This window comes from Planococcus sp. TJ-301, assembly GCF_058268475.1.
This window is the reverse complement of sequence record NZ_JBZDOH010000001.1, coordinates 1838206-1858958: the sequence shown is the minus strand read 5'-3', so window position 1 is coordinate 1858958 and position 20753 is coordinate 1838206. Positions and strand designations below refer to the sequence as shown.

Sequence of the window (20753 nt, the reverse complement as noted above, 5' to 3'; positions counted from 1 at the left end):
AGGCTGCCGGAAAACTCCCGGCAGCCTGAGAAACTGTTGGTTCAATACTGATTACTGTGAATCTTTCTGTTTTCCATAAAGTGCGTCGTGCAGCGCATCTTCTGTCGAGGAATCCGACATTTTAACGCGAGAGCGGTAGGCTGCCCGCGTTATCAAGTGGCCCGCAACCGGTGCTGTTAAAAAGACGAACAAGATACCGAGAAGCAGGCGGACGCTGATGAAGTTCTCGGACGCCCAAAAGTAAATGAACGTTCCGGTCAAGGAGAGCAGAACCGCCAATGTCGAGCTTTTGGTTGCCGCATGCGAGCGGGTATAAACGTCCGGCAAACGCAAGATGCCGATTGCACTGATAACCGCCATAATGGAACCGATCAAAATAAGGAAAGCTCCGATGTATTCAAAGATTTCGTTTATGCTCAACGATATCCCCCCTCTCAACAAAGCGTGCCAAAGCGATTGTGCTGATAAAAGCAAGGATGCCGACAATCAGGATGACTTCCAGAAAAGCATGTGTCTGCAGAACCACTGAAAATACCGCTACGCCTGAAATCAAGTTGACCCCGATCATGTCGAGTGCGACAACCCGGTCGGGCATCGAAGGTCCTTTGATGATGCGGTAAAGAGCGAGCAGCACGGCAAAAATGAACAAGAACAGCGCAATCGATAATATCGTGTCAATCATCCTCGTGTCACCTCCATAATCGCTTTTTCAAAGGTTTTGATTGATTTTAGAATGGTATCCCTGGATTCTTCAACGTCCATGGCGTGGATATAAAATGTTTTCCCGTCCGGCGATACTTCCATGACGACCGAACCCGGCGTTAGCGTCAACAGCAATGCGAGCGTCGTCAGTTCATAGGGGCCATTCATGTTGTGTTCATACGTGAAGATGCCTGGCCTGATTTTCAATGTCGGGCTGAGGATCTGCTTCATGATCAACAGGCTCGACTGGGCAAGTTCAGAGGTGAAGATGAACAATAGTTTAATAGTGGAATAGACGCGCAGCATGTAGAACTTCGTGCCGAAAAATCGGTGCATGAAAAACAGAATGCCGATGCCGATCAGGTAGCCGGTTAAAAAAGTGGGTAAGTAGAAGGCATCTTCATCCATGAGCAAAGTCCATAGCAAGGCGATGGTGATGTTCAGCAGAAACTGAGCCGGCATTAAAAGCCTCTCCTTTCGTTAGGGATTAGATTTGTGCGGACAGCCATTACTGTACGCCTTCTTCTAAAATGGCGTCTATATAAATTTCCGGATGGAGCAGCGTATCAGCAGCATCGGTCACATAGACGGAAAGCCATTCAGTGCCGATGCCCATTCCAAACGTCAGCAAGACCAGCAGCAGGCTCGGGAAAAGGAATTTACTGTGCAGCGGGACTTGTTCTTCTTTGCTGATGATGGTCTCGCCCCAGAAACTGTTTTTAAAGATGCGCAGCATGGAATACAAGACGAATAAGCTTGATAGCAGCGCGAGTGCCAGCAGTCCATAAGATCCGTTGTCAATCGTACCTTCAACTATGAGGATCTTGCCGATGAATCCGCTGAATGGCGGTACGCCGGCAAGAGACAGCATAGCGATGAAAAACGACCAGCCGAGCAGCGGATAGTTTTTCATCAAGCCGCTCATTTGGTTCAGCTGGACGGTGTCCGTCAGTGATATGAGCGTACCAATCAACAAGAACAACAGCGCTTTGACAATCATGTCGTGGACAAGATAATAAACAGCGCCTTCGATGGCGTTCGGTGTCGAAACGGCGAGCGCGACAAGGATGAAACCGACCGAGATGACAATGTTATAGGCCGCTATTTTCCGGATATCGTTGAAAGCGATGGCGCCTAAACTGCCGCCGATAAGCGTTGCAGCAGCCATGACGCCGATGATGGTATGGGTGATTTCCGGCTGGTGATGGAAAATAAGAGAGAATACACGGAACAACGCGTAGATTCCGACTTTTGTCAGGAGCGCTCCGAACAGCGCTGAAACGACAGTCGGCGGCGTACTGTATGAACCCGGCAGCCAATAATACAGCAGCAAGCCGGCTTTTAGGCTGAAAACGATAAGGAATACGAGGCTGATCGTCGTGAGCAGCGGCCCTTGGCCATTTTCAGCGACGCGCACGGCAACATGTGCCATGTTCAAGGTTCCGACCGTTCCATACAAATAGGCCAGCGCCACTAAAAAGAACCATGATGATACGATATTGATGATGACATATTTGACAGCTTCCCGGAGCTGGCGCTTGGTGCCACCGAGCGTAAGGAGAACGTAAGAAGACAAAAGCATGACTTCAAAGCAGACAAAAAGATTGAACAAGTCGCCTGTCAGGAATGAGCCGTTGACGCCTGCGATGAGAAAAAGCACGGTGGGATAAAAATACATTGACTCCAGCAGTTTGCCAGTCGTGAACAATGCATACAGTAGGCAAACGAGCGTGACAATGCTTGTCGCGAACACAAGGAGCAGCGCAAACGAATCTGCCACGAAAAGGATGCCGAAAGGCGGAACCCAGCCGCCAAAGTCCAGGCGCAAAATGCCTTGGTCCTGGACGGCGTTTAACAGATAAAATGAGATGCCTGCCACTGCTGCTATAGAGCCGATGCTAAACCAGGCTTGTGTGCGGCCGAAAGTGCGCAGGAAAATCAGCATCACGCCCATTAATATTGGAATCAGCATGGGGAGCAAAATGATATTATTCATCGTTTACACCCCTCATTTCCTTGAGGTCGTCGGTTCCCAGTTCCTGATAGGCCCGGTAAGCCAATACCAGAATGAAAGCTGTGACAGCAAAACTGATGACGATCGCAGTCAGGATCAGGGCTTGGGGCAATGCATCCACATAGCTCCCGGATTCTTCGCCGAGGAGTGGGACGGTGCCTTTTTTTAATCCGCCCATTGATAAGATCAATAAATGGACAGCGTGCGATAGGATTGCGGTACCGAGGATGACCCGGACCAAGCTTCTGGAGAGCAGAAGGTAGATGGCGACGGAAGTCAGCACACCGACCAATAAAATTATCAGGGTTTCCATTGGCTATTCATCCTCACTTATACTCAAAATTATATTGACCACGACTCCGATGACCGTCAAAGCGATGCCCGCTTCGAAAATGGTCACCGTCGCCAGTTCGGTTTTGCCGTAAATCGGCAGATCGAAATAGCCGAAAGACTGGCTTAGAAAAGCTTGTCCGAAAAACATCGGAATGGTTGCGCTTGAAAGAGCCAGCAGAACACCGAACGCTGAAAGTTTTTTGAAGTCGATCGGAATGGCGTCGCTGACCGTTTCGGAATCATAGGACAGGAACATCAGCACAAAAGCCGATGCCAGGACGAGTCCGCCGATAAAGCCGCCTCCGGGTTCATTATGTCCCGACAGAAATAAATAAATGCCGAAGGTGAAAATGATTAGCACTACAGCTTTGGCTACCGTTTTTAAAATAACGTCATTGATCTCCATGTTTACGGGTCTCCTTTCCGCCTTTAAGCCGGATTAGCGTATAGACGCCGAGGCCAGCGATAAAAAGGACAAGCGATTCGAGCAATGTGTCAAAAGCGCGGAAATCGCCGAGAATGGCATTGACCATGTTTTTTCCACCGGTCAATTCATAGGAGTCTTCATAAAAGCTGGAAATCGAATCGAACAACCGAGTGCCGTTCACGGATAGCGCAATGAGCGTGATGGTGAGCCCTCCGAAAATGGCGATAACAGCGTTGCGGATTTTCGTTTTTTTAGGCGACTTTTCCTTTTGCCACTCGGGCAGATGGTAAAAGCTCAATAGGAACAATGCAGTTGTCACTGTTTCAATGACCAATTGGGTAAGGGCCAAATCGGGAGCCCGGAACAGCACGAAGAAAATCGCGATGGAATAGCCGAGAACACCATTCAACAAGATCGCAGTGAGCCTGGATTGAGCAAAAACTATGGCGATGGCGGCAATCATCATGACAATTGCCAGCAACACTTCGTAGGCCGGGAGCGGTGCATCGTTTGCAAAGTCGAATGTCAATCCGCCGGACAAGAGCAAAGACCCGCCAGCCGCTACAATGAAGAACATAAAAATATAAGTGAAATAATGGGGCAAATGTCCGGTCATATAAGAGGAGGTCACTTGAGCCGATTTCCGTTCAAGGCCGCTTAGGAAATTAGTGTATAAAACATTAAACGCCCAATTTTCAGGCAGAATGCCATAGATTTTTTTCCATTGGCGCAAGAACGCATACAAGATGGCACCGACAGCAAAAACTCCAAGCGTCATCAACAACTCTGCGTTAATGCCATGCCAGGCTGAGATGTGTGGGGCTGCTCCAACCACACCCGGGAGCAAAGTGGCCATTGCCGGCTTCAGCAAATGGTCTCCAAGCAAGTTCGGCGCGAAAAAGATGCCGATGATCAAGATGGACAGGATTGCTGGAGAAATCAGCATGCCCAAAGGAGCTTCTTTCGGTTTTTTATCGAGTTTTTTCGGATGGTAATTGCCGAAAAACGTCTGGAATACGAGAATCATGGAATAGGCGAATGTCAATACGCTTGCTGTCCAGGCGACGACTGGAATAATCCAGCCCCAGGTAACAGCGGAAAACAGCGGAAGGCCGGCCGCGTTGATCGAAGCTGTGAAAAACATCTCTTTGCTTAGAAAACCATTGAAAAACGGCAAACCGGCCATGGAAAAACTGCCGATGACCGCGAACGTAAGAGTGACTGGAAGAAATGCGATAAGGCCGCCGAGGCGACGGATATCACGCGTTCCTACTTGATGGTCAATGATGCCGACCACCATGAATAATGCGCCTTTAAAGGTGGAATGATTGACCAAGTGGAAAAGAGCGGCAAACGTGGCCAGCCCGTATATCGCGCCTTCAGGTTCAGCACCGAAATGCAGGGCAGCCGATCCCATACCGAAGAGGCTCATGATCAAGCCGAGCTGGCTGACGGTCGAATAGGCAAGCAGCGCCTTCAAATCGGTTTGGCGGACAGCGCAGAATGCTCCCCAGAACAAAGTGATGAGCCCTACCAATGTAACCGTCCAAAACCAGGAAGCAGTGCCGCCGAAAATCGGTGTGAAGCGGGCGACCAGGTAAATGCCAGCCTTGACCATGGTTGCCGAATGGAGGTAGGCGCTGACGGGAGTCGGAGCTTCCATGGCATCAGGCAGCCAGATATGGAAAGGGAATTGGGCCGATTTCGTGAACGCTCCAAGAAGCACCAGGAATAAAGCCGGATAATATAAGATGTGGTCTGTATGCTGTCCGATGACGGATATGATTTCGCGGATGCTGTAGGAGCCGGTCATGACATGCAGCATCAAGAAGCCCGCTAGCATGCCGAAGCCGCCGAAAACCGTGATCAGCAAAGATTTTTGGGCACCGACACGGGAATTTTTTCGATGATACCAAAAAGCGATCAATAGGAACGAAGAAATGCTTGTCAGTTCCCAGAAAACATACAGGACCAATAAGTTGTCAGTGAGGACAACGCCCAGCATAGCTCCCATAAACAAGAGCAAGTAAGCGTAAAAATGCGGAAGTGAATCCCCTGGAGATAGATAATAGATGGAATAGAGAATAACTAGGGTTCCCATGCCGGTAATCAGCAAAGCAAGAATCAGGCTCAGGCCGTCTGCAAAAACTGAAAAATTGATGCCGAGGGAAGGGATCCAATCGATAGATGCGGAAATGGTTTTTCCAGAGGAGATGATGGGAATCTGAAAAACAAAAACGACGAAAAGCGCTAAAGGAACGGCAAGAGCGAGCCAGCCGATGTTAATTAGCCCGATGCGCCTATGTATGAATGGGATGCAAGCGGCTGCGAGAAAAGGGATTAAAATGGCGAGGATAAGAAAATGCACTGCAAAACCTCCTGAAGTTGGGATTAGGAACGGAAAAATAAAAAAGGCGGAAAACAGAAGCCTGAATGGAATGGAATATGGGTTGGGCTGTTGGCATATACGTTAAATTATACAGGAATAACGGCTTGTTTTCACTTGTGAACTCCGTTATGGTACAGATAAGCAGGGGCATGCCTTGATTTATAATGGAATACGCAGTACAATATCATAGTTTTGAACTTTCGGGTTGTGCAGAAGAATTGAACAGAAAAACCACTGGAGGGGTGTGAAAAGATGAAAAAAATCAGAGGACGTATGGACGAAAGCATATTGGTCTGCGTTTTTTACGGGCCCAATGGCGAACGCCTGATCAACCGTGGAAACAAGCTGGCGAGCATGTTGGATTGCCCGTTGTATATACTGACGGTTGATGCGCTGCCATTCGATGAATTTGATACTGAAAAATCAGCTTATGTTGAACGATGGAAAGAACTAGCTGAAGAATACGGGGCTGAGGACTTTATCATCCGGGATAATGAAAGCCGCCCCTCCGCAAAGGTCATCGCGGAAGTTTCGCATGATTTGAATATTACCCAAATTATCATCGGCCAGACGGCGAGAAGCCGCTGGGAGGAAATTACGAAAGGATCATTCCTGAATTCACTGCTGCGGGAAATCCCTTTTGCGGATTTTCATGTTGTTTCAGTCGAACGATCCATCAAAGGCAGCGACCATGAAGAATTTGAAAAAGGCGTTCGCTGCTACTTAGTGAAGGACGCCGACACTTATAAAATCAGTTTCACCCAAACGAAAGAATGCCAGTACGAAGGGATTTTCTTCAAAGAAATCGGCACTGATTTCAATAATGGAATTTTCAAGTTCATGCATAACAGCAAACTTTACCAAGTGGAAGTGGAAGACGACCACATCGTGGATCCGATGCTTGTCCGGTCCTGCATAGATAAAGCGCCGTCAGTTGGATAAATTGTTATAGCAAAGCGGCTACTTCCCAGTTGGAAGCGGCCGCTTATTTAATTAAAGGGGGATTCATGATGAAAAAAGCCAAACGCTTGGCGCCAATAGTATCTAATGATATGGAAACCATACCCTTTTCCTCCGCATTGGATGACCATTACATAAGCAATTGCAAAATCTTACATGAAACCATCGACATTGAACCGGAAGAAGGGCTTCGTGTCGATAAAGTGATATTCGAGAACGTCAGTTTCCTTGAAGCAGCCTGGCCACGCAGTGAATTTATCGATGTACTGTTCATCAACTGCGATTTGTCGAACGCGGATTTCAGCCGCTGCGTCTTTCACCGGACGGAGTTCCGAAATTCAAAGCTTGTCGGCACGAACTTCGCGGAAGCCGGCGTCCGCCATACCTTGTTCCAGGATTGCGTGCTCAATTACGCGACATTCGGCTTTTCGCTGTGCAATACGGCGCGCTTTGAATCTTCAAGTCTGCGCTACGCGGATTTTTACGAAGCGGAATTAAAGCAGACCGAATTCGATAAATGCGACATGAATGATATCAATTTTGTTGAAGCGAGCCTGAAAGGCGTCGACCTCAGCAGCAACTCATTTGAGAACATCCAAGTCACCGTCGACAAACTGGCTGGCTGTAAAGTATCGCCGGAGCAGGCGATGGCTTTCGCCCGCCAGATGGGGCTTGTTATCAAAGACGTTTGACCATCGAAAAAAGGCCGGAAGCAAAATGCTTCCGGCCTTTTGGTATTTATTTATCGTACGCCTCTCATAAAGCGCTGGATGGTTGGTGCTAATAGGAACAGGATAATACTCAGAACGATGGATGCTCCACCGATGATACCGAAGTACATCATTTCGTTTTCAGCTGAGTAAAATTTCACGAGCTGTGCGTTGATCGCTTGCGCGGCTGCGTTTGACAAGAACCATAGGCTCATCGTCTGCGCTGAAAAAGCGGCAGGGGCAAGCTTGGTGGTTGCTGACAATCCGACTGGCGACAAGGCAAGTTCCCCTAACACGATGATTAGGTAGCTCAGTACAAGCCATAACGGATTCACCAGTGTATCCGGTCCGCCGAAGTATGCAGGAAGCAGGATGACCAGGAACGAAATCCCGGCAAACAGCAATCCGAGTGAAAACTTCTGCGGGATGGAAGGCTGGCGGCTGCCAAGTTTAACCCACATCCATGCGAACACTGGAGCAAGCAAAATAATGAACAGCGGGTTCAATGACTGGAACCAAGCGGGAGAAATCGTGATGCCCGCAAATTCAAGGTCCGTGCGTGTATCAGCATATGCTGCGAGGATAGTCGATCCCTGCTCCTGGATTGCCCAAAACATGACGGATGCGATGAACAAAGGAATATAAGCCAAGATGCGCGAACGTTCCACTTCCGACGTTTTGCTGCTGCGGTACATGACCACAAAATAAGCTGTCGGCAACAGGATACCAAGGATGCCGACTGATGCGATAAAGCTGTCGAACGTCAGGAAGCCGATTTGCAGTCCGAAATAAACGATGGCTGCAATGGCAATGGCGCCGATTGAGAAAACTTTAATGGTTTTTGATTTTTCGGAAGGGGACAACGGATTTGCTACCATTGTGCCAGCCAGGCCTAGGTTTTTCTTTTTCGTCAACATGAACACGACAAGCCCAAGGAACATGCCGACTGCGGCGATGCTAAAGCCGAGATGGAAGCTGATGTTCATGCCGATTGTACCGACGATCAACGGTGCAATAAATGCACCCATATTAATCCCCATGTAGAAAATGCTGAATCCGGCGTCGCGGCGGTTATCATTTTCGGCGTAGATTTCGCCGACGACACTCGAAACATTCGGCTTCAGTAAACCGGTACCGAGGACAATGAGCACCATCGAAACGAAGAACAGTGGCAGACTGCCTGGAATGGCCAAAGCAATGTGACCGAACATGATGAGTATTCCGCCGTAAAAGACGGCTTTCGATGTGCCGAATATTCGATCGGCCAACCAGCCGCCGATTACGCCGGACATATAAACAAGAGATCCGTAAATGGACATGATGGAAAGAGCCGTTGTTTGATCTAAGCCAAGTCCGCCATCGGAAAGCTCGTAGTACATGTAAAACACCAGGATGGCTCTCATGCCATAATATGAAAAGCGCTCCCAAAATTCTGTAAAGAATAAAGTAAACAATCCTTTTGGATGGCCGAAGAAACCTTTTTGTGGCACTGTGTTTACGATGTCTTGGCGATTGTATTTATCAGACATCTTACTACCTCCTTTTTACGTATTCTAATATAATACTTTCTTTAAGTTTGAAAATCAAAAAAAACTTGTAAATTAGTAAAATAGGCGCTGAATCTAAACTTTTTCGTAAGACTATTTAATATATACTGTCAAAAAAGTTTTATCAAAATAATAAATGAATTAAAAAAAATGGAACTTTTCTAAAAATGCACCTAGAATGACAAATTTTTAGCCAAACGAGGCAATCGACAAATTATAGTAAGCATTTATGTACCATAATAACCATTTATTAGGTATTTTCGCGAAAATTGTCGAAAAAGGTCAACAAATGTACACATTTTTATCCGAATATTATAGAAATATATTGTATAATGTTATAAGTTACTGTATATTTTAAATAGTTAGAATTTAATATAAAGGAGTAGAAAACTAATGAACGATTTAGGAAGAAAAATCAAAGACCTGCGCGAAGAGAAAGCATTGACTCCGGAGCAGTTGGCAGAAAAAATCGGATTTGCTAAAAGCGCAATTTGGGCTTATGAAAGCGGCAAGAAACAAATTACAGTGAGTCATTTAACGCGTTTAGCTGATTTCTTCGAAGTTTCTGTTGACGGATTATTGGATCGCACCGAAAAAGTCATAGACTTGGACCTGCAAAACGCTTCAACTATAAGTGATTATAATTTAATGCTCGATAACAAACCGCTCGATCACAGCGAGATTGCGGAAGCAGCATCTTACATCCAAGTGAAACGCCGCATGGGAAGCTATGGGGCAGCCAATTAAGCTGGGATAAACCATTATTTTACAAAAGCATTCAAAAAGTCCACTCTCTACCGAGTGGACTTTTTGTTAATATTAGGCATTTTAAGATAAATAAATATTTACTTATAATAACTAAATATTCAGAAAAAATGATATAATTGAACTAAAATACTATTCGAATGATTGGTTGTTGTCATTTTTGTCAATAATTGAGGTGCTCGTTAAAATTATCAAATCTACTTTTCCGTAAGGCAGGCGATCCCAGATGGACAGATATATATTATATGAAACATACCGTTTGGCTATTTTGATTGATTTGATCCAGCCTGCTGAGCTGATTCGGGAAATCGACTTTTATATTACGGCTACCCCTGTGGAAGAGATTCCGCATGTTTTTTACGTTTTATCGCTCGCAAGCAATCGGCGCGTCATGCTTGAACTTCTGACGGATCTTGCAAAAGGCGTTGACCAAGAGCTGCCAAGTAGTATCGTAGCTGGACTATTGTATGAACGCCGGGATCAATACGATTCCAAGGAACTGTACCGCAAGGCGGGGATGCTTGCATCTTTGTTAAGTGATCCTGAAGATGATGTTGCGATGGAATTCAGAGAGCTTGCCCACCGCAATGAAGCTGCCCAGCAAGCATACAGCAGCCGCTTTAAACGCAAAAAAACGAGAGAACGCATGCTGGCCAAAAATGAACTGGAGCTGCAAAACGGCTTGGCGAAATATGCTGGCTTTGCACAGCATTTCAGTTTTCAGGAATGGGGGTATTAATATAGAAGAAACCTTATCAAATATTGTTTGAAAAGTGGCTTGAAAAATCCGCTTTTTTGGTTCACCACTAGGGTTTAAGGTCTTCCTTTGAAGATGAAAACCAAGCGGAACGCTGAGAATGGAAATTTAAATACAGGAATTCGGGAAACTGTTCCAAAAGCGTAGGCTGATGGAACAGTTTTTTGTTGCAGAGTGTTTTCTGTGATTTCGGAAAGAGAAAAAACCCGATGGAATGTGATAAGCTGTTAGATACGAGACGAGTTTTGGGAGTGTTTTATTTTGTTGGAAGAAGCAAGGAAATTACTGCAGACGTATTTTGGCTATGAGACATTTCGGACTGGGCAGGAACAGGCGATTTCACAGGTTTTCGAAGGGCAAAATACAATCTGCGTCATGCCGACAGGCGGCGGTAAATCGATGTGTTATCAGATTCCCGCTTTGGTCATGGAAGGTACGACGATTGTCGTATCGCCGTTGATTTCGTTGATGAAAGATCAGGTAGATGCGTTGCTGGCAGCCGGCATCCCAGCTGCTTATATAAATAGTTCGCTGGGTTTTGAAGAAGTACGGGAAACTTTGCACGATGTTCAGCGAGGGGCGATTAAATTATTGTATATCGCGCCAGAACGGCTGGATTCGGAAATGTTCCTTAATGAATTGCAAGGCGTTCAAGTGCCGCTGATTGCGGTCGATGAAGCGCATTGTATTTCACAATGGGGACACGATTTCCGCCCGAGCTATCGGCTGATCAGCCGCATGGCTGGGCTGTTCCCGAATAACCCGACCGTATTGGCCCTTACAGCAACTGCTACGCCGCAGGTCAGGGAAGATATTTGCCGCATCCTTGATATTGAAGAAGAACATACGGTCATGACCGGATTTGAACGCGCCAACTTGTCGTTTTCGGTCATCCGCGGACAAGACCGGGACCGCTACGTAAAAGAATACGTGCAAAAAAATGAAAAAGAAGCGGGCATCATTTACGCGGCGACGCGCAAGACAGTCGATTCGGTTTATGACATGCTGATTAAAAAAGGCGTCAAAGCCGCCAAATACCACGCGGGCATGCCGGACCAGGAGCGGAAAAGCGGCCAGGAGCGTTTCTTAAACGATGAAGTGACGGTTATGGTCGCTACTAACGCATTCGGCATGGGCATCGACAAATCCAATATCCGCTACGTCATCCACTACCAATTGCCAAAAAATATGGAAAGCTATTACCAGGAAGCAGGCCGTGCGGGGCGTGACGGGCTTCCGAGTGAATGCATCGTCCTTTACGCTTCACAGGATGTCCAAACGCAGCGTTTCCTGATAGACCAAGCGCAAGATCCTGCGCGGATTCCGGGAGAGCTGGCCAAATTGCAGGGGATGGTCGATTATTGCCATACTGAAAATTGCCTGCAGCAATTCATCATCTTTTATTTTGGAGACACTGGGGCTGAACCATGCGGGCATTGCAGCAGCTGCAGCGATGACCGCGAAAGCCTCGACGTGACTACGGATGTCCAGATGGTATTGTCGTGCGTCGTCCGTATGGGCCAAAAATTCGGCAAAATGATGACGGCCCAAGTTTTGACAGGTTCCCGAAACAAAAAAGTGCTCGATTTCGGATTTGATAAATTATCAACGTACGGTATACTAAAGCATCACAATGCCAAAGAAGTATCCAACTTGATCGAGTTCATGATTTCCCAAGAACTGCTTGCTGTTGAGCAAGGTTCTTTCCCGACAATTTATGTGCCGGACGGCGGACGGGATGTGCTGCTAGGCAAGCGGCGGGTTCTGCGCAAAGGCGCTGTAGCAACCAAGCAGATCACCCAGAACGATCCGTTGTTTGAAGAACTGCGCAAAATCCGCAAAAAGCTTGCGGATGAAGCAGGTGTGCCGCCATTTGTTATATTTTCCGATAAGACGCTCCAGGATATGGGCTCGAGAAGACCGAAGACCGAGGAAGAGTTCCTCGAAGTGAACGGTGTCGGAACGAGCAAATTAGAGAAATACGGAGAAGCGTTCTTAACTGCGGTCCGTGACTTTAAAGATGTTGAATGAATAAATGTTCAAGCTGCCGAGAAATTCTCGGCAGCTTTTTTGATTTCATTTAAATAGAAAGACTTTGATTTTTTTATGCATAACTTTTAGTGTGAAAATGGCTTTAAAACGGCATTTTATCGAAAATACATAGGTGCAAAGCCTTTTAATGAAACCGTTTTCATTATTCTGACGTTAATTTTATTTGATAAAAGCGTATATATATTCAATAACCATGCTATAATATTCTGATATTATGACACTCTAATGAGTTAAAGGAGGCGATTTGATGAGAAAGAAAGAGTATCCAGCCGCACAAGGGCTTTATCATCCGGATCAAGAACATGAAGCATGCGGAATCGGCATGATTGCAAATATCAACGGAGAAAAATCGCATTCGATTGTTCAGAATGCCATCAATATTCTTTGTAACCTTGAACACCGTGGAGGACAATCTTCTGACACCAGTACCGGCGATGGAGCCGGCATTCTGACACAGATTCCCCACCGTTTCTTCTATAAACAATGCGAAAAAGAAGGAATCGCTCTGCCAGCTGAAGGCCGATATGGCATCGGTATGGTTTTTATGCCACAGGATTACGATTTGCGCATGCAGACGAAAGGTGTCATCAAGCGAATCATCGAAGAAGAAGGACAGACGTGCCTTGGCTGGCGCCCGGTCCCGGTAAACGATTCGTTTGTCGGAAAAGTAGCCGCCAAGACTAAGCCAGTTATCCGCCAAGTGTTTATCGAGGCGGCTGATGAGCTGGAAGACCGTATGGAGCTCGAGCGGAAATTATACATTATCCGGAAGCGCATCGAAATGGAAATGGAAGGTGACCCTGATTACAGCGATGTCTATTTCAGCAGCTTGTCAGCGGGCACGATTGTCTATAAAGGAATGCTTATTCCAGAACAGCTTGACTCGTTTTACATTGACCTCAACCACCCCGAATTCAAATCGGCGCTGGCATTAGTTCACTCCCGTTTCAGCACGAATACATTCCCGAGCTGGCAGCGGTCGCATCCGAACCGCTATTCTATCCACAACGGAGAATTTAACACACTTCGCGGCAACGTCAATTGGATGCGCGCGCGGCAAGTATTGTGCGACTCCCCTTATTTTACGGAAAAAGATATAGAGAAAGTTTTGCCTGTCATCGATGAAAGCGGAAGCGACTCATCCATGTTCGACAATTGCTTCGAATTCCTTCATTTATCAGGGCGTTCGCTGGCCCATACGGCCATGATGATGGTTCCGGAGCCCTGGGTTAATGATCCGACGATTAAACAGGAAAAACGTGATTTTTACGAATATCACAGTACTTTGATGGAACCGTGGGATGGCCCAGCTGCACTAGTCTTCACCGACGGCAAGCAGATTGCAGCCTGCCTGGACCGCAACGGCCTGCGCCCGGCGCGTTATTACGTGACCAAAAGCGGCATGATCGTTCTTGGTTCCGAAGTTGGTGCCCTTGATATTTTTGCGGACGATATCGTTTATAAAGAGCGTTTGCGCCCAGGGAAAATGTTATTGATCGATTTGGAGGCGGGTAAAATAATCCCGGATGAAGAAATTAAACTCCAAATAGCTGCTGAGCTGCCTTACCGTTCATGGATAGAAGACAATATGCTGGAGCTGGCGGATATTCCTGACCCATCTGCAGCGCCTAACTATTCCGATACGGAAGACTTGCTCGTACAGCAATTGGTATTCGGCTATACGACAGAAGAAGTCCAAAAGATCATTAAACCACTCGCGACAGACGGCAAAGATCCGGTGGGATCGATGGGATACGATTCGCCTCTCGCGGTGTTGTCGAAAAAACCGCAGCTCTTATATAGCTATTTCAAGCAATTATTCGCTCAAGTGACGAATCCGCCGATTGACGCAATCCGCGAACATATCATTACAGCAGCACAGACCACAATCGGGGCGGAAGGCAATCTTGTCCAACCAGGCCCAGGAAGCTGCCGCCATATCCGCTTGGCAACCCCTGTCTTGACGAATGGGCAGTTGGAAAAGCTGCGCCAGCAGGAACTGCCTGAATTCAAAGCAGTGACGCTGTCGATTTTATTTGAAGCCGCAGGCGGAGCGCAAGCGCTCGAGCAGAAACTGGAAGAGCTTTTCATCAAAGCGGACGAGGCATTTGACGCAGGCGCTACATTGCTGATCTTATCCGACCGCGGCGTCGATATACAACACGCAGCGATACCGGCGCTGCTCGCCGTATCCGGCCTTCACCACCATTTGATCCGCCAAGGTACACGCACACGGATGAGTATCCTCCTGGAGTCAGGTGAACCGCGGGAAGTGCATCATTTCGCTGCTTTGCTGGGCTATGGTGCTGAAGGGATCAATCCCTATCTAGCGTTCAAGTCGATCGACGACCTAATAGTTTCAGGTGATATCGGCGGTGTTTCATATGAAGAGGCGGAAGCCGGCTACATCAATGCGGTGACTGATGGCATCATTAAAGTATTGTCGAAAATGGGCATTTCAACCATTCAAAGCTACCGCGGCGCTCAAATTTTTGAAGCGGTCGGTATTCACATGGATGTCATCGATCGCTACTTCACCCGTACATCATCGCGCCTTGGCGGAATCGGCCTCGATATTATCACGAAAGAAGTGCTGATGCGCCATGCCCAAGCCTATCCGGAACGTGAAGGCGGGAACCACGCGCTCGAGCCGGGGGACGAATACCAATACCGTGCAAACGGCGAAACACATCAATACAATCCAGTAACCATCCATACACTGCAGCAGGCATGCCGGACGAATAATTACAAAACGTTCAAGAAATACAGCGGCTTGCTGACGGCTGAAACGTCGAATGTGCAATCTCTTCGCGGCTTGCTGGAATTCAAGGAGCAGACGCCAGTGCCGATTGACGAAGTCGAAACGATTGAACAGATCTGCGCGCGCTTCAAGACCGGCGCAATGTCATTCGGCTCGATTAGCCAGGAAGCGCATGAAGCTCTGGCAATTGCGATGAACCGTATCGGCGGTCGCAGCAACTCAGGAGAAGGCGGCGAACAAATTTCCCGTTTTACACCGGACGAAAATGGCGATAATCGACGCAGTGCAATCAAACAGGTTGCGTCAGGCCGATTTGGTGTGACAAGCCATTATTTAGTTAATGCCGATGAAATTCAGATAAAAGTGGCACAAGGCGCAAAACCTGGAGAAGGCGGCCACCTGCCCGGCAAGAAAGTTTATCCATGGGTTGCAGAAGTTCGTGGTTCAACGCCTGGCGTCGAACTGATCTCGCCTCCTCCGCATCACGATATCTATTCAATTGAAGATTTGGCGGAATTGATCTTTAATTTGAAAAATGCCAACCCACGAGCGCGCATCAGTGTGAAGTTGGTCTCTGCTGTAGGTGTTGGTACGATAGCTGCCGGTGTTGCAAAAGGCCGAGCAGATGTTGTGCTCATCAGCGGATACGACGGCGGGACCGGGGCGGCTCCGAAAACGAGCTTGAAGCATACCGGACTGCCATGGGAAATCGGATTGGCTGAAACGCATCAGACTTTGTTGCTCAATGGCTTGCGCGACCGCATCGTCGTTGAAACGGACGGCAAGATGATGACAGGACGCGATGTTGTTACGGCAGCCCTTTTAGGAGCAGAAGAGTTCGGTTTTTCCACAGCGCCGCTGGTTGTCCTTGGCTGCATCATGATGCGCGTTTGCCATATGGACACTTGCCCGGTTGGGATTGCGACGCAAAATCCGGAACTCCGCAAGAAATACATGGGAGATCCGGAACATGTCGCGAACTTTATGCGCTTTGTGGCACAGGAAACACGCGAATTGATGGCGGAACTTGGCTTCCGCACAATCGATGAAATGATCGGACGCACAGATGTGCTTGAAACGAAACAGGACATTGACCACTGGAAAGCGAAAGGCTTAGATCTGTCAGCATTGCTGCATCAGCCCGACCTGCCGGAAAAAGTTGGCCGCTACGCCACGGTCAAGCAAGACCATGGGTTGAAGCAGACACTCGATTACCAGGAATTGCTGCCGCGCTGCAAAGACGCGATCGAAAACGGCAACCGTGTGGAATTGACAACAGCTATCCGAAACATTCACCGCGCGACCGGAACAATCATCGGCAGTGCAATTTCCAAGCGTTATGGAGCCAATGGGCTGCCAGAAGACACCATCAACTTGAACTTCCGGGGTTCGGCAGGCCAAAGTTTCGGTGCGTTCATTCCAAAAGGGATGACCTTGAAATTGATTGGCGATGCCAATGACTTTGTCGGAAAAGGCTTATCAGGCGGTAAAATAGTCGTCTACCCTGCACCCGATTCGACCTTCATCCCGGAGAAAAATATTATCATCGGCAACGTCGCGTTTTACGGAGCGTCAGCGGGTGAGGCCTATATCTACGGTGTAGCAGGCGAACGTTTTGCAGTCCGCAACAGCGGCGCGAAAATCGTAGTGGAAGGGGTTGGCGACCACGGCTGTGAATACATGACCGGCGGTCGCGTAGCAATCCTGGGCTCTACAGGGAAGAACTTCGCGGCCGGCATGTCGGGCGGCGTGGCGTATGTGCTGGACGAAGACGGCACATTCGGTACGCGCTGCAATCCTGAGATGGTCCATATGCAGCCATTGGCTGAACCGGCTGAGATGGAAGAACTCCGTGGCATGATCGAAAACTACGTGCGTTATACAAACAGTGAAAACGGCAAACGGATTTTGGCGTATTGGGATACATTCTCGGCGAAATTCATACGCGTTATTCCGAAAGCATATTTGAAGATAAACGACCGCATTGATAAGCTTCAGCAAAGCGGTATGGCAAGAGCGGACGCTGAAATGGCAGCTTTTGAAGAAAGCAAAATGGCAGGAACCGGAAAATAACCGAGGAGGAGGGATTCGATGGGCAAACCAACTGGATTTATGGAATATAACCGACAGACCCTCAAAGAGCGCGTTCCGCAAGAGCGCGTGAAGGATTGGTCGGATTACACCATTCCGCTGTCGGATGAAGAAGTAAGCAAGCAAGGCGCTCGCTGTATGGATTGCGGCGTTCCGACATGCCAAACAGGCATGGAGCTGGAAGGCGCTACAACAGGCTGCCCTGTAAACCACCTAATCCCGGAGTGGAACGACCTTGTTTATCGCGGGCAATGGAAAGAGGCTCTGCACCGAGAACATATTATGAATAATTTCCCGGAATTTACGGGAGTGGCGTGCCCGGCTCCATGTGAAGGCGCTTGTGTCCTTGGCATCAATGAGCCAGCGGTCGCAATCCGTACGGTGGAACGTTCAATCATTGAGAAAGGCTTTGCGGAAGGATGGGTAGTGCCGGAACCGCCAAAAACGCGCACCGGCAAAAAGGTTGCTGTCATCGGTTCAGGCCCTGCAGGTCTGGCAACGGCTGCCCAACTGAATAAAGCCGGCCATTTTGTGACAGTCTTTGAACGGAGCGATCGCGTCGGAGGGCTTTTGACTTACGGCATTCCCGAAATGAAGCTTCCTTATGATATGGTAATGCGCCGCGTCAAAATCCTGGAGCAGGAAGGCATCACATTCATCACGAACACCGAAGTCGGAAAAGATTATCCGGTTTCCTCGCTGCGTTCCGATTTTGATGCAGTTGTCATGTGCGGCGGCGCGACTGTCCACCGCAATGTCGATGTAGCGGGACGCGATTTGAAGGGAATCCATTTCGCAATGGATTTCCTCCACAGCAACACAAAAAGCCTATTGGATTCGAATTTGGCAGATGGCCGGTTTATTTCAGCTGAAGGCCAGGATGTCATAGTCATCGGAGGCGGCGATACCGGGACAGACTGTCTGGCAACAGCGGTCCGCCAGAATTGCCGCAGCCTTATACAATTCGATGTCTACGATCAAAAAGGCGCATTGCGCGATGAAGCCGGCAACCCGTGGCCGCAGTATCCAAAAATTCATCGCGTCGAATACGGCCAAAAAGAAGCGGCTGCCGCTTTCGGCCACGATCCGCGGGCATTTGCGGTAATGACGAAAAAATTTGTCGGCGATGAAAATGGGGCTGTCAAAGAAGTTCATACCGTCAACGTCAAACTGAAAATTGATGAGCAAGGAAACCGGATCCGTGAAGAAATTCCGGGCACTGAAAAAGTCTGGAAAGCGGACTTGGTGCTGCTGGCCATCGGTTTCAGCGGGCCAGAACAAGGGCTGATCCAGCAATTGGCTGTAGAAACGACGACGAAGTCTACTGTCAAAGCGGAATATGGCAAATACAACACCAATGTGGAAGGTGTCTTCGCTGCGGGAGATATGCGCCGAGGCCAAAGCTTGATCGTCTGGGCAATCAACGAAGGCCGCGAAGCCGCGCGCGAATGCGACCGTTACCTGATGGGCTCGACTGTATTGCCATAAATAAGGCGAGCTGTTAAACCATCAATCCCTAAATATGATATGAATGTGGAAAGGCCGGAATCTCTTCCGGCCTTTTTTGATTCTAAACACCTTGAATCTTAATGAAACTTCTGTTTTTGTAAAGGATTGACAAATTATATTGTACTATTGCTATGGTTCTTATATACTAAGTAGGAGGACCGGCGACAGTTAAATGTATCAAATACTGGAAGCTCAGGGGGAGCTTTCACTATCTGGACGCAGAAAGCGCTGGAGACCCAATTAACCGACCCAATTGGAGGAAAGAGAATGTTCAAGAAAAATGTACTTGCTGCTATTATCACAGTAATGCTTACAGTAATGCTTGGCACGTCGGCATTTGCTGCAGGAGACACATCCGTAACAACGGAAATTGCAGAAGGCTTATCTGATATCGAGCTGGTAAATAACGAAATCTACGCTGAAATCGCCGAAGCACAGGCGGAAGCGGATGAGTTATATGCTGACTATCTATCTAATTACGCGAGTGCTTATGACGCAGAAACAAAATCTGCTTTATGGGCTAAATACGACGAGGAAGTTTCAGCGTTGATCCATGACTTGGATATGAAGACTCGTGAAATGACGCGTGTTGGCGTTGAAAATGCCAATGCTGCTGGAATCAATGTCGCGATTGAATGGATTCCGGTTAAGTTCCCGGACCGCATTGCTATGATTGATCCAATGGTAGTAATTGGTTGGTAAGAGTGGTTGTATAAAACTTAATAAATAGAGTACTATGGGAGTATAGGAATCTATACTCCCATAGTTTTTTTGGAAGGAAGTGTATTTGTGAAAGGCTTGGACATACAAAAAAATGGTTACCTGGAAACTGTTCAAAACGGCGCGACATCTCTCAGTTTGTTAGGTCGTGGTGGTGGTATTGAGATGATGAAGCAAACAGTAGTAAAAGGTAAATTAGTGGTTCTTTTTCCTAGTGAAAATACTGATGTTCAAGAATTTTTCTATATATTGACTGGTGAAATGGAAGTTGAAATAGAAGGCGAGATCCTAAAGTTAGGACCAGAGGATTTCTTTTCCGCAAGAAATTTAGAAGAACCGGTCACTTTTAATGCAATATCAGATGTGAGTTTTTTATCAGTATCGACACATCCTGTATTTCATGCCTTAAGCAATGAAATTAATGAATTGCGAAAAATTGGCGAAGAAGTTGAAAAAAAAGATCGGTACACACACAAACATAGTTCACGAGTTGCCCACATAGCAGTAAAAACGGCTTCAAAAATGGATTTAGGAAGAGACCGTATACATAATTTATTCATAGCTTCCATCCTTCATGACATCGGCAAAATCAACATCCCGGAAGAAGTTCTGAAAAAACCTGCTAAACTGAACGACGAGGAATTTGCGCTCGTCAAAAAACATCCCGGCGACGGTGCTGACATGCTCCGGAAAACGGCTTATGCAGACCTTGCGGATATCGTCGAGCAGCATCATGAACGGGTCAATGGCCGCGGCTATCCTTTCGGACTGAAAGGCGACGAGATATTGACGGAAGCGAAAATCATCGGCGTCTGTGATACTTTTGATGCGATGACGGAAGATAGAGCATACCGAAAAGCTTTTAGCGCAGAATATGCAATGGCTGAAATCAGGGGGCTGGCTGGAGTTCAGTATGACCCAGAAGTGGTCGAGGCGTTTTGGCAGGTGCTTAAAGAAGAAGGCAAAATTTAATAATGTTCCTCTTTTTTAGACACCACTTTTACCAGTAGGTGTCT

General features: G+C 47.5%; 17 protein-coding genes. 9 read left to right on the top strand and 8 right to left on the bottom strand.

Features of this window, described 5'->3' with window-relative positions:
• Nucleotides 1-51: 51 nt before the first annotated feature.
• From AC4EHJ_RS09130 to AC4EHJ_RS09100, 7 genes are read right to left on the bottom strand one after another with little or no spacing between them, the layout of a single operon-like run.
• Nucleotides 52-420 (bottom strand): Na+/H+ antiporter subunit G, encoded by a 369-nt coding sequence (locus tag AC4EHJ_RS09130; RefSeq protein WP_490975248.1) that lies wholly within the window; start codon nucleotides 418-420, stop codon nucleotides 52-54.
• A complete protein-coding gene (locus AC4EHJ_RS09125) occupies nucleotides 398-682 on the bottom strand; it encodes a Na(+)/H(+) antiporter subunit F1 (RefSeq protein ID WP_490975247.1) in 285 nt (94 codons plus the stop codon). The genes AC4EHJ_RS09130 and AC4EHJ_RS09125 overlap by 23 nt, the downstream gene beginning before the upstream one ends.
• Nucleotides 679-1164 carry a Na+/H+ antiporter subunit E gene (locus tag AC4EHJ_RS09120; RefSeq protein WP_490975246.1) on the bottom strand — a complete coding sequence of 162 codons (486 nt, stop codon included), beginning with the start codon at nucleotides 1162-1164 and terminating at the stop codon, nucleotides 679-681. Before AC4EHJ_RS09120 ends, AC4EHJ_RS09125 begins: the two co-directional genes overlap by 4 nt.
• Before the next feature lie 46 nt (nucleotides 1165-1210).
• On the bottom strand, nucleotides 1211-2698 hold the full coding sequence (locus AC4EHJ_RS09115) for a Na+/H+ antiporter subunit D (RefSeq protein ID WP_490975245.1): 1488 nt from the start codon (nucleotides 2696-2698) through the stop codon (nucleotides 1211-1213).
• On the bottom strand, nucleotides 2691-3029 hold the full coding sequence (locus AC4EHJ_RS09110; RefSeq protein ID WP_490975244.1) for a Na(+)/H(+) antiporter subunit C: 339 nt from the start codon (nucleotides 3027-3029) through the stop codon (nucleotides 2691-2693). The genes AC4EHJ_RS09115 and AC4EHJ_RS09110 overlap by 8 nt, the downstream gene beginning before the upstream one ends.
• Before the next feature lie 3 nt (nucleotides 3030-3032).
• A complete protein-coding gene (locus tag AC4EHJ_RS09105; RefSeq protein ID WP_183736462.1) occupies nucleotides 3033-3455 on the bottom strand; it encodes a Na(+)/H(+) antiporter subunit B in 423 nt (140 codons plus the stop codon).
• Nucleotides 3442-5844 carry a Na+/H+ antiporter subunit A gene (locus tag AC4EHJ_RS09100; protein WP_490975243.1) on the bottom strand — a complete coding sequence of 801 codons (2403 nt, stop codon included), beginning with the start codon at nucleotides 5842-5844 and terminating at the stop codon, nucleotides 3442-3444. Before AC4EHJ_RS09100 ends, AC4EHJ_RS09105 begins: the two co-directional genes overlap by 14 nt.
• Nucleotides 5845-6117: 273 nt before the next feature.
• Here AC4EHJ_RS09100 and AC4EHJ_RS09095 point away from each other — a divergent pair, with 273 nt between their 5' ends.
• A complete protein-coding gene (locus AC4EHJ_RS09095; protein ID WP_490975242.1) occupies nucleotides 6118-6807 on the top strand; it encodes a universal stress protein in 690 nt (229 codons plus the stop codon).
• A gap of 68 nt (nucleotides 6808-6875) precedes the next feature.
• The gene (locus tag AC4EHJ_RS09090) at nucleotides 6876-7517 is read left to right on the top strand and encodes a pentapeptide repeat-containing protein (protein ID WP_490975241.1); all 642 of its coding nucleotides are present in this window, start codon (nucleotides 6876-6878) and stop codon (nucleotides 7515-7517) included.
• A gap of 50 nt (nucleotides 7518-7567) precedes the next feature.
• Here the strand turns inward: AC4EHJ_RS09090 and AC4EHJ_RS09085 are convergent, their stop codons facing one another.
• Nucleotides 7568-9064: a peptide MFS transporter gene (locus tag AC4EHJ_RS09085; RefSeq protein ID WP_490975240.1), complete on the bottom strand. Its 1497-nt coding sequence runs from the start codon at nucleotides 9062-9064 to the stop codon at nucleotides 7568-7570.
• 411 nt (nucleotides 9065-9475) lie between these two features.
• Between AC4EHJ_RS09085 and AC4EHJ_RS09080 the strand changes: the two genes are divergently transcribed.
• The 7 genes from AC4EHJ_RS09080 (at nucleotide 9476) to AC4EHJ_RS09050 (ending at nucleotide 20709) form a co-directional block, all read left to right on the top strand.
• Nucleotides 9476-9829 carry a helix-turn-helix domain-containing protein gene (locus AC4EHJ_RS09080; RefSeq protein ID WP_490975239.1) on the top strand — a complete coding sequence of 118 codons (354 nt, stop codon included), beginning with the start codon at nucleotides 9476-9478 and terminating at the stop codon, nucleotides 9827-9829.
• A 244-nt stretch (nucleotides 9830-10073) separates the two neighbouring features.
• The gene (locus AC4EHJ_RS09075) at nucleotides 10074-10586 is read left to right on the top strand and encodes a hypothetical protein (RefSeq protein ID WP_490975238.1); all 513 of its coding nucleotides are present in this window, start codon (nucleotides 10074-10076) and stop codon (nucleotides 10584-10586) included.
• Nucleotides 10587-10865: 279 nt separating this feature from the next.
• A complete protein-coding gene (gene recQ / locus AC4EHJ_RS09070; RefSeq protein WP_490975237.1) occupies nucleotides 10866-12635 on the top strand; it encodes a DNA helicase RecQ in 1770 nt (589 codons plus the stop codon).
• Nucleotides 12636-12903: 268 nt separating this feature from the next.
• Entirely contained in the window at nucleotides 12904-17490 is a 4587-nt protein-coding gene (gene gltB / locus AC4EHJ_RS09065; protein ID WP_490975236.1) for a glutamate synthase large subunit, read from the top strand.
• Between the two features lie 18 nt (nucleotides 17491-17508).
• A complete protein-coding gene (locus AC4EHJ_RS09060; protein WP_490975235.1) occupies nucleotides 17509-18996 on the top strand; it encodes a glutamate synthase subunit beta in 1488 nt (495 codons plus the stop codon).
• Between the two features lie 288 nt (nucleotides 18997-19284).
• On the top strand, nucleotides 19285-19719 hold the full coding sequence (locus AC4EHJ_RS09055; protein ID WP_490975234.1) for a hypothetical protein: 435 nt from the start codon (nucleotides 19285-19287) through the stop codon (nucleotides 19717-19719).
• 87 nt (nucleotides 19720-19806) lie between these two features.
• Nucleotides 19807-20709: an HD domain-containing phosphohydrolase gene (locus tag AC4EHJ_RS09050; RefSeq protein WP_490975233.1), complete on the top strand. Its 903-nt coding sequence runs from the start codon at nucleotides 19807-19809 to the stop codon at nucleotides 20707-20709.
• Nucleotides 20710-20753: the final 44 nt, after the last annotated feature.